The 9,183-nt window shown below is 53.6% G+C and carries 9 protein-coding genes and 1 pseudogene; 8 read left to right on the top strand and 2 right to left on the bottom strand.

The features are described from left to right. Nucleotides 1–70: 70 nt before the first annotated feature. The 4 genes and pseudogenes from FAP39_RS17955 to FAP39_RS16955 form a co-directional block, all read left to right on the top strand. A pseudogene (locus FAP39_RS17955) lies at nucleotides 71–346 on the top strand (restriction endonuclease subunit S); the annotation flags it as partial. 300 nt (nucleotides 347–646) lie between these two features. Further along, nucleotides 647–1,273, top strand: a complete 627-nt coding sequence (locus FAP39_RS17950) for a restriction endonuclease subunit S (RefSeq protein ID WP_281280274.1) — start codon at nucleotides 647–649, stop codon at nucleotides 1,271–1,273. Between the two features lie 91 nt (nucleotides 1,274–1,364). Next, nucleotides 1,365–2,126, top strand: a complete 762-nt coding sequence (locus FAP39_RS16960; RefSeq protein ID WP_138017562.1) for a hypothetical protein — start codon at nucleotides 1,365–1,367, stop codon at nucleotides 2,124–2,126. 9 nt (nucleotides 2,127–2,135) lie between these two features. Then, nucleotides 2,136–3,983 (top strand): ATP-dependent nuclease, encoded by a 1,848-nt coding sequence (locus FAP39_RS16955; protein ID WP_138017561.1) that lies wholly within the window; start codon nucleotides 2,136–2,138, stop codon nucleotides 3,981–3,983. A gap of 9 nt (nucleotides 3,984–3,992) precedes the next feature. Here the strand turns inward: FAP39_RS16955 and FAP39_RS16950 are convergent, their stop codons facing one another. Both FAP39_RS16950 and FAP39_RS16945 read right to left on the bottom strand, forming a co-directional pair. After that, complete coding sequence (locus tag FAP39_RS16950; protein WP_138017560.1) at nucleotides 3,993–4,262, bottom strand: hypothetical protein; 270 nt, start codon at nucleotides 4,260–4,262, stop codon at nucleotides 3,993–3,995. A gap of 13 nt (nucleotides 4,263–4,275) precedes the next feature. Further along, entirely contained in the window at nucleotides 4,276–4,683 is a 408-nt protein-coding gene (locus FAP39_RS16945) for a helix-turn-helix domain-containing protein (RefSeq protein WP_138017559.1), read from the bottom strand. A 293-nt stretch (nucleotides 4,684–4,976) separates the two neighbouring features. Between FAP39_RS16945 and FAP39_RS16935 the strand changes: the two genes are divergently transcribed. The 4 genes from FAP39_RS16935 (at nucleotide 4,977) to FAP39_RS16920 (ending at nucleotide 9,139) form a co-directional block, all read left to right on the top strand. Further along, the gene (locus FAP39_RS16935; RefSeq protein WP_091428970.1) at nucleotides 4,977–5,192 is read left to right on the top strand and encodes a hypothetical protein; all 216 of its coding nucleotides are present in this window, start codon (nucleotides 4,977–4,979) and stop codon (nucleotides 5,190–5,192) included. Beyond that, nucleotides 5,171–6,205, top strand: coding sequence for a tyrosine-type recombinase/integrase (locus FAP39_RS16930; protein ID WP_246059241.1), 1,035 nt, complete (start codon nucleotides 5,171–5,173; stop codon nucleotides 6,203–6,205). The genes FAP39_RS16935 and FAP39_RS16930 overlap by 22 nt, the downstream gene beginning before the upstream one ends. A 358-nt stretch (nucleotides 6,206–6,563) precedes the next feature. Then, entirely contained in the window at nucleotides 6,564–7,427 is an 864-nt protein-coding gene (locus tag FAP39_RS16925; RefSeq protein WP_138017557.1) for a hypothetical protein, read from the top strand. 569 nt (nucleotides 7,428–7,996) lie between these two features. After that, entirely contained in the window at nucleotides 7,997–9,139 is a 1,143-nt protein-coding gene (locus tag FAP39_RS16920) for a hypothetical protein (RefSeq protein WP_138017556.1), read from the top strand. The last annotated feature ends 44 nt before the right edge of the window (nucleotides 9,140–9,183 follow it).

The raw sequence follows: 9,183 nt of genomic DNA, 5'->3' as shown, positions 1-9,183 counted from the left end.
CTGTCGCCTTCGAACGAAAGGTGGCTTAAACGAGCACTTGGGGCGGCACTAAAACGCGACAGGTCCAGTTCTTATCGCTGACGAAGACGGTGTGTGCACGACTGAGATGATCCCAATGAGGGCGTTTGGAGAGGTATCTTCCGATTTTCTAAGGCTCTTTCTTAAATCGCCGGAGTTCATTCGCTACGCGGACGATTCCACTCATGGGATGAACTTGCCACGCCTTGGTACTGAGAAGGCCCGTATGGCCATTGTACCGTTGCCGCCGCTCGAAGAACAACACCGCATCGTAGCCAAGGTGGATGAGCTGATGGCGCTGTGTGATGCGTTGGAGCGGCAGGCTGAAGACAGCCTCAAGGCGCACCAAACCCTCGTCGAAACCTGCCTCGCCACCCTCACCAACAGCCAATCCCCCGAAGAGCTCACCCAAAACTGGACCCGCATCGAAACCCACTTTGACACGTTGTTTACGACTGAAGAGAGCATATCAAAACTAGAAAGAACCATTGTCCAGCTTGGCGTAACGGGTCGGTTGGGCTCTCAGCAAAGCACTGATGAACCAGCCAAATCCATCTTCGCAGAAATCACCAAACGCGACACCAAGTCAAAACGACGAGCGAAAGCAAAACTTCGAGGGCAGATTTCTGTGAACCGCTCAGATGAGGTTGGTTTTGAATTACCAGAAGGCTGGGAGATGGTCGAGTTCGATGAACTTATTGAACCAGACAAACCAATTGCATACGGTGTTCTTGTTCCCGGAAAAGATACTGACGGCGGAGTGCCGTTCGTAAGGATCGCAGACCTTTCGATTGATGCACCGGAAGAACTGCCTGAAAAATCAATTCTCCCGGAGGTTGACGAACAATATGCTCGCACTCGCCTTGAGGGGGGCGAAATACTCATGGGGGTCGTGGGCAGTATTGGGAAACTCGGTGTGGCACCTGTAAGTTGGAAGGGTGCAAACATTGCTCGTGCAGTCTGTCGCATCGTTCCTGCGACTGAGTTATCGAAAGAATATGTGCTCCTGCTATTGCGCAGCGACTTGATGCAACGCGGCTTCAGGGGAGATACACGAGTGTTGGCGCAACCGACGCTAAACATTGGTCTCATCAGGGCGGCACCAACGCCAGTGCCCCCGTTCGCTGAGCAGCTTCGCATAGTCAAAAGAGTGGAAGATCTATTGAAATGTTGTGCTTTGCTTCGTTCGAAAGCCGAACTCTCGAGCAAGCTCGCCGTTCAGTTGGCTGATACCCTTACCTCCCAAATTCATTGAGATAACATGTATCTAACGTCTGTCTGGTGCTGCGAGCATAAGAGCCCTAACCAAGTTAACTCAACCTCCCTACTTTGCGCGAGGGTTGCCCATGCCCTGGCCTGATTTCACTGAGCTGACCTTTGGGTTCGCTTTCCTGCGCGAGCTGGAACAAAACTACGTGCTTGGTGGTAAGTTCCCCAAGGCCCCCGACTTCATCAGCCAAGGCGCAGAGGCGACGAAAGGCTATGACGTCGAGGTCACCCTCGATGGATCAACGCCGCTCTTTATCCAGCTGAAGCGCTCCTACGTTCTGGTGCGCAACAGCGCGCGCGAGATACAGGACGGTCTTTACGCGGCCCCGAAGGTCTATCGCATGAACCTGCACAAGAATGGCAAGTACCGCCAACACAAGGCGCTGCAGGGGCTCGAAGCGCTCGGCAACGCCGTCTTCTACGTGACCAGCCAAATACACACACCCAAGGAATTCTCGGACGCCTACAGCGCCGGAACGGTCGTGTCCCAGGCCTCGGCCATGTTCGCGCCCAATGAGATCATTTTGCCGGACGACACGAAGGATCATCACGTCAGCTTCAAGCCGAATGATAGTTTTGGCTACGTGTATTCCAAAGAACCGCACCCGTTTGAACGAAAGTTTCAGAGCTTTGATAGCTGGCTTCCGGTCGTTGGGCAGCGCGCGCAAAGTGCGATTGAGAATCGGCAACTGCTTGAGAAGACGGTTGAGTTCTTGAAGAAGAAACGAAGGCCTCGCGATCCGGTTCTGCAGATGATCCGCGACCAACCGCTCGAAGCCCAAGCCGCGATCCTCGCTTATTTTATCCTCGACGCCCAACTGACCTTCGTGAAGACATAAGGGAAATCTATGCGCCTAAAATCTGTCTGGATCAGCGAATATAAGAACCTTCGCGACTTCACGCTCACCTTTGACGGCGACAGTTTCCTCGACATCTTCGTCGGCAAGAATGGCACGGGTAAGTCCAACTTCTTCGAGGCGCTGGTGGAAATCTTCAACTTCGTCTTCGCCTCGACGAAGCGGCGCAGCAGGATCGGTTTTGACTTCGATCTGTTCTACGAGATCGATGGCGATGATGTGCGCGTACGTCGTGAGGGTGGCCAGTTGCAGGTCAACGGTGCGAACCGTTCGAAAATCGCCGACGCGCTGACACCCGACAACGTGATCATCTACTATTCCGGTCACAGCGACAAAATCACGTCTACCGTAGATCAGTACGCCCGGGCCTACGCCCGCCGGAACCGCAAATGGACCGGCGAGGAGGCGCGGGAGTTCATTAGCATCGGCGCGGAGTACAAGGAGATGCTGCTTTCGATCCTGCTAATGCAGCCTGACGATTGTGCGGCCCGTCGCTACATCTGCCAGAAGCTGGGGATCGAGGTCACGTCTGAAACCGTCACACTTCGGCTTTCGCCGCCCAGGTTTAAGCACAGCGATGTCGAGGTAGGCGATGTGGCTTCGTTCCTATGGGGGGCGAAGGGCCAATCACTCGTATTCGTTGAACGGTTGCTCAACTGTGTTAGGGGCGAGTTCACACGAGACTCGATTTATGACCGTGGGCAAGATCGATATACTATCCGCATTAACCTTGAGCTCTTCCGTGAAGAGTTTGCCGACGCGTCGTCGTCTGATCTTTTTCGCCAATTCGACAACCTGAAAACACTTGGCATGTTTGAGGGCTTGTCCATTCCGATCGGCTTGGGCGACGGAAGGCCGATCCTTGTCGGAGATTTTAGCGACGGTCAGTTCCAATCCATTTACATTTTTGCCATCACGGAATTCTTCAAGGACCGTAACTGCATCACTCTCCTCGATGAACCAGACTCCTTTCTGCACCCGGAGTGGCAGTTTAGCTTTCTCAAGCAGGTAGAAGACATTGCGGCCACCGAAGCGGCGCAGACCAATCACGTTCTACTCAGCAGTCACAGTGCTTCGACGATCGTCGAGGCCAACGAACCGCAGATACGCCTTTTTGAGATTGCGGATGGCAACGTCTCGGCAGTGCAGCGTGATAAAGCGGCAGTAGTTCAGTCACTCTCGGCAGGGCTAATTACGTTTAGTGAGCGTGAGGCGCGCCTCAACATTTACCACAATCTCAAGAACACCAATGGGCCAGTACTCATGGTTGAGGGAGTAACGGACGAAATCATCTTCGAAACAGCTTGGCGCAAGTTGTATGGAGCAGAGGTGAACCGGCCCTTTGAGATATTGAGCGCATTTTCTTGCACAACACTTGGCCGTTTGATGCGAAGCAACGAATTCTACCAAGACAATCAGGGGCGCACAATTTTTGCGTTGTATGATTGGGATGAAGCTTACAACGAATGGAACATGAACCACAGTCAAGTTGTTCAAAACGATGTTTCGCGTTGTTTGGCAAAAAAGCGGAATGGAGTGGACGGCTACAACCTGATGTTGCCAGTTTCCGAGGAACATAGCTGCTACGGACAAGTTGTAAACGCAGCCACCGGGGAGCATTATAAAAGCAAGTCAAGTTTTCCCATGGAGCTGCTTTTTCGTGATGCGCCTGGAGTAGGCGCACATTTTGAAATCGACCCGACGCGCCCCGGCGATTGTCAGCGCTTCAAGGGAGACAAGGCAACCTTTGCTAAGGAAATAGTTCCCGCTCTACCGCCTGCGGCGTTCGAACCCGCCAGGCCCGTTTTTGACTTTATCCTGCATACTATCGGCCAATAAGAGCCAAAACTACTCTTCGCCATAGAAATAGAACTTACGGCGCGAGACGTCGCTGTTTGTCAGCAGTATTTTCCATAGCGCTTCGCCAATAAATGCGAGGATAGCCCCGGCAACGCCAAGGTGCAGCAGGAACAGAGTGTATATGTCCCAAAAGTGTCCGGTTTCAGAGCGATAGGAGATGAAGCCAACGCTGGTGACAACCAGTAGGACAATCCCCATCACGCGCAAAGAATTGGCGAATTTGTTGATTGGCGTCTTGGGGTCTTTCAAATGTTTCATCGGGTTGTCCGCCTTAGCCAATGGCCGAAAAGAACAGCTTTGCCTCGCTTTGCGGCGAGGTACCCTTCGAAAGGGCTTGCTCAAAGATGTAGTGTGAGAACTTTTGTATTTCCGCGCTGGAAAACGTCCTCTTGTTCGTTTGCGCATGATCAAACACAGCCTGCGCGGTTTCCCCGGCTAAACGAGCGGACTGCTCACTGTCAGGCACGGAGCTTCCATACACCAGCCACATGAGGTTCTTGTCGAACTCCTCGCAAAACTTGACTGCGATCGAGAGCGGCAGCTCCCGTTTTTCAAGCTCGTAATTCTTATAAGATTTGTCAGCGATCCCCAGGATCGCTGCGACTTTGTTTTGAGGATAGCCAAGCTGACTGCGTACGCTCAGCATCCTTTGGCCAATTCCAATCAATACAGTTGACATTCGGACAAATGTTCCCATATCTGGACTTACGTAACCTTTTGTTGCGTATTCTTTCTATTGATATCACTAAATGCCAAAGAGGAAAGAACTATGGACGATTGTTCCCTGCTTACCCCGAGAGAATTGGCAGCTCATAGCGGCTGGCCTGAGAAGCGGATCAGGAAGTTGATAGCCACCAGAAGCATTCGATTCCTCAAGAACGGGACTAATTTCCTACTGCCGCAGGACGCGGTTCAGGACTACATCGCGCGGAATATGGTGGAACCTGACGAGCGTTCGGGCGCGAGCAAGCCATGAGCCGGGCAGGGCAAACACCCATCATGGCCAGCGAGACGACCGCCGCGCGGTTGCTCGATTTGCGCACGAACGAGTTCAAGGCTTTGGTCGATGAAGGTCACCTACCGCCCGGGCATGAAATTGCGCCCGGCGTTGTTCGTTGGGATACTGAAACGCTCAAGCGAATTTCAGGTGGAGATGTGACAGGATTATGGGATCAAATTCAGTGGTAGGCCGACGCAAGAAATACCTTTGGCAGCATCCGTCTGGCCGTTGGTATGTGCGTAAGAGCGTCAACGGCAAGATGTTCTATCTGGGGCGGATCACGGCGGAGGAAGGCACGGCAGAGTTCGACCAGCAGTACTGGGAGATCGTCAGTGGGAAGAAAGCGGTCTCCAAGACATCATGGGGCGCTTTGATTGATGCGCTGCGCGAGACGGACAAATGGAAAGATTTTTCGCCTCGCTATCGGCGCGACCTTGAGCAAGTTTTTGAGTATTTGACCGAAAAGATAGGGCGCGCTGACGTGGCACGCCTGACCCAAGCCGACATTTATGACGCCATGGAAAAGAACCGGCATCGCGTGCGGTTTGCCAACTACATCCCGACCGCGATCAGCATGTTATCCAAAATGGCGGTCCGCAAACGCTGGCGCGGCGACAATCCTGCGATTGATATTGAGCCGTTGAGGGTTCCGAAGGACCGCAAGAAACCGCATTTGCCGTGGACAGATTGGGCGGTGGAGAAGATGCGGGAAGAGGGCGAGCCATTGCCCCGCCTGATTTTTGAGATCGGCGTGGGGAGTGTGCAGCGCCCCGGTGACTGGGTGGACTTCCAGTGGGGCGACTATGACGGCGACACCCTCAAGCTGCGCCAGAATAAGACAGATACCGTCCTTTCACTGCCCTGTACGATTACTCTCAAGACGGCACTGGACTTTGCGAAGGCCGATCTGGGGTTCGCGCCCCACCCATCGCGCCACATCCTGACGCGGGCTGATGGTTCGAAGATGGATTATCACGCGATGGCACGTGTGATGGTTCGAGAGCGTAAACGGTTGGGCCTGATGGCCTTTGACCAACACGCCTTGCGGTATCGGGGCGTGATGGAATTGGCGTGGGCGGGCTGCACGGACGATGAAATCGCCAGCTACAGCGGCCATACATCCAAAGAGATGATCATCAAATATGCGGGGGAGGCCCGCCAAATCATGCGCGCGCGACAGGCGGCAGCAAAGCGCAAATGACTACGAACAGAACAAGCACAGAACGAGAAACTGATACCCGAGGTGATACCCAATGAGCAGAGAGAAACGTAACCCATTGATTTTATTGGAGGCGAGTACCGGAATCGAACCGGTGTACACGGATTTGCAATCCGGAAATTTTCGCTGATTTAACAGGGAAAAATTGTAAACGGACTTGTTTCGTTCACGGGCACTTTTCAATAGGTTACGAGGCCGAGGTAAACGGTTTTTCGCAGGTCAAAAGGCAAAGAAAAACCGCTGAGGGGGCGGCCACCCACCTCAACGGCATAAAAGAACTTTTCTACCCTCATCAGTACTCGAATTTCGGCCTGACCTCAAGCCAATTGGCGGTGAGATTATGAGTTGGCGTGTTGCAAATGAATGCGCCGAGCGTCGCTTTGGCAGTGCCGCGCGCAAGCAGATCATCATGTTCCTGGCTGATAAGGCGAGCGATGATGGTTCGGGCATCTGGTGCTCCAAAGGAACGATCCAGCGCCACACAGAGCTTAGCGAGAGCACCGTCAAACGTACCATCATCGACTTCCTACGGGAAGGCATCTTGATCGAGACGGGGCGGCGGCAATGCCAGAACGGTTACACGGTCATTTACCGCATTGTCCTCGAACGCGTGGCTTCGATGAAAACCACTGCCGAACCCGATATCGGGACGGGGGTCACTGTGAACCCCGTCCAGCCTGAACCCGGTACGGGGCCCACTGTGACCGGGGTAGGGGGTTCACGGTGGACCCCAAACCATCCTAAAACCATCCATAAACCACCTACGCGCAGGCGCGAGGCGGGGGAGGAGGTTGAAGATCTTGAATCTGAGAAGATTCTGGCCGCCTACCCCGAGGACAGGATCCGAGACCGGCGGACCAGTCTGCGTCTGGTCGCAGCGGCCTTGAAGGCCGGTATTGCGCCCGATGACCTGCTCCAGACGGTCAAAGCCTACGCGAAAGAAAGCGAGGGCTACACACGCAGCAAGGTTTGCTTCTCGGACAACTGGTTCAAGATGCGTCGATGGGAGAAGGGGCTTACCCAGGTACAGGCGGACCGCGAGAAGGCGCGAGAGGCCGAAGCCAAAGGGCGTGCCAGCCTCACCGGGTGGATCCACGAACGCCACCCCCTGTGCCGCCACATCACCAACCGGCAGATCGAAGATTTGATCTCGTCAAAGCTTGTGACACCCGAACAGGTTCGTGCTGCGGGGCTGCGGGTATGACCACACGACCATTTTTTGCCGCCGACAAAATCAGTTTTGCGACTGTATTCCCGATTTCCTTACGGGTGGGTGCAGCATTGATTATCTCTTTCTAACGCTTGGCGACGTTCCGTTGCTAGGCGGAAAATGAACCAACGAAAAGGAAAAGAAAATGGCAAACCCACGCCCTACGAACGGCCCGTCAACCACCGGCAACAAGTCTGGTTCTGGTCGCGGAAACAATCCGCCTAAGGGGAAATAAGGAGCCTGTAGTCAGCCGTGTGCAGGATGCACACAGGCTGCTGCAAAAGGCACTACCCCCACAGCTACTGAAGAACTGATTGGGATGGCGGTTGCGCCGCCATCCCGTTATCGAGGTGCAAAGTGTATTATTCAAAAGACAAAGAGTTGAACAAGGTGATTGCAGAGGAAGTGAAGTCGGGGGCACGCTATGTCTCTGGAAAGAAACACGCAAAGCTATTCTTGGAAGGCGGCGGCTTATTGGTATTCTCTCGAACTCCTAGCGATCGACGGGCGTTTCGGAACGTGAAGGCTGAACTATCCAGGATACATCGCCAACAGGCCGAGGTGTGACCGTGTCCGACACTCTACCAAATGCCCAACTTCCCACTTCAACCTCCGCACTCCTTTACGTTGTGTCATTGTTTTCCTCTCCGGAATGGCAGCACACGGAACGCCGCCGCTATGCGGGAAATCGGATGCAATTACTTGGAAATGAAAAGCAAAAGGGATCGCTTGAGCGTACGTCCGAGTTGCTTGACCTGCTTAGGCAGTCTTGGGGTCAGGAAATTTCATCGAGCCTTTGGGGCGACGCATTTGAACAAGTCTACAAGCAAATGGAGTGCCTGGACGCCCTTGAGCTCCACACACGAACATTCTCGGCAACTCCACAGCAGGCGCTTTGGGTGCTTCTTGCGTTCGACGTTATGCCTGCCCTTGGCAGAACGTGGGGTTTTTGGTGCCAGGATGAGCCGATTTTGCCTCAAATGCCCGAAGACGATCTTTGGTTTTTACCGCACCAAGATCCCGCGAACCCAGATCGGCTGATTTTGCCAGTCGAGACAATGCTGTCCTGGTGGTTAGAGCAACTTGACGGCCCACTAGATCGACTTTGGGGGGAGTACGACGACGAAAGACGACGTACCCTCGACAATTGGAAATCAGGCCGGACGACGCCAGCTGTTGCCAAGATTGTGGAGTGGTTTAGTGATGAACATGTATTTTCTTACACGAGCTCAGGCGAAGCTCATCTGTCGTCTTCGCAGCTTCGCTCTTTGTTGCTCTGGGCGCGTGCGATCGAGCAAGCCTACAAGGATCTCGTTGGTTTCCTGACGCCAGATGTTGAACCGAAGGATGCAGATCCCATCCGCAACAAGGCGTTGCAATTGATCGAGCTCTTTAGGTGGAGTCACGAGGCCACAGTCGCGACAGACCCCAGGAACCCAGCAATGGCCGATCAGGCGTTTGTTAAGGCGCTACCATCGTGGATAAAGGAAGGTCCGTTTCGTGTGATTACACCAGATCGGTCCAGAGGGCTTTTGGCCACCGAGCAGGTTGCAGATTTTTTGACGTTAATCTTTAAAGACTTGTCGGGCGACGGTGCGCTTCCCGATATTTTTGATGATCTTAAACTGAGATCGCCTGTACCATGGGGACATGATCAAACCCTATTGGAGCAGCGCCAGAAATTGTTGAATGTCACTGAGAACTGACCCGGTAGAGGTCAGAATTGTCACTGAGAAATGACCCATGTGTA

The sequence above is a fragment of the Shimia litoralis genome (genome assembly GCF_005518135.1).
In the GTDB taxonomy this organism is placed as follows: Bacteria; Pseudomonadota; Alphaproteobacteria; order Rhodobacterales; family Rhodobacteraceae; genus Shimia_E; species Shimia_E litoralis.
This window is presented reverse-complemented; position numbering and strand designations above follow the sequence as displayed.

What these genes read in the sequence shown, in the direction of transcription:
- FAP39_RS16960 (WP_138017562.1), top strand. Translation starts at nt 1,365, where the DNA reads ATGCCCTGGCCTGATTTCACTGAGCTGACCTTTGGGTTCGCTTTCCTG.
- FAP39_RS16955 (WP_138017561.1), top strand. Translation starts at nt 2,136, where the DNA reads ATGCGCCTAAAATCTGTCTGGATCAGCGAATATAAGAACCTTCGCGAC.
- FAP39_RS16950 (WP_138017560.1), bottom strand. Translation starts at nt 4,262, where the DNA reads ATGAAACATTTGAAAGACCCCAAGACGCCAATCAACAAATTCGCCAAT.
- FAP39_RS16945 (WP_138017559.1), bottom strand. Translation starts at nt 4,683, where the DNA reads ATGTCAACTGTATTGATTGGAATTGGCCAAAGGATGCTGAGCGTACGC.
- FAP39_RS16935 (WP_091428970.1), top strand. Translation starts at nt 4,977, where the DNA reads ATGAGCCGGGCAGGGCAAACACCCATCATGGCCAGCGAGACGACCGCC.
- FAP39_RS16930 (WP_246059241.1), top strand. Translation starts at nt 5,171, where the DNA reads ATGGGATCAAATTCAGTGGTAGGCCGACGCAAGAAATACCTTTGGCAG.
- FAP39_RS16925 (WP_138017557.1), top strand. Translation starts at nt 6,564, where the DNA reads ATGAGTTGGCGTGTTGCAAATGAATGCGCCGAGCGTCGCTTTGGCAGT.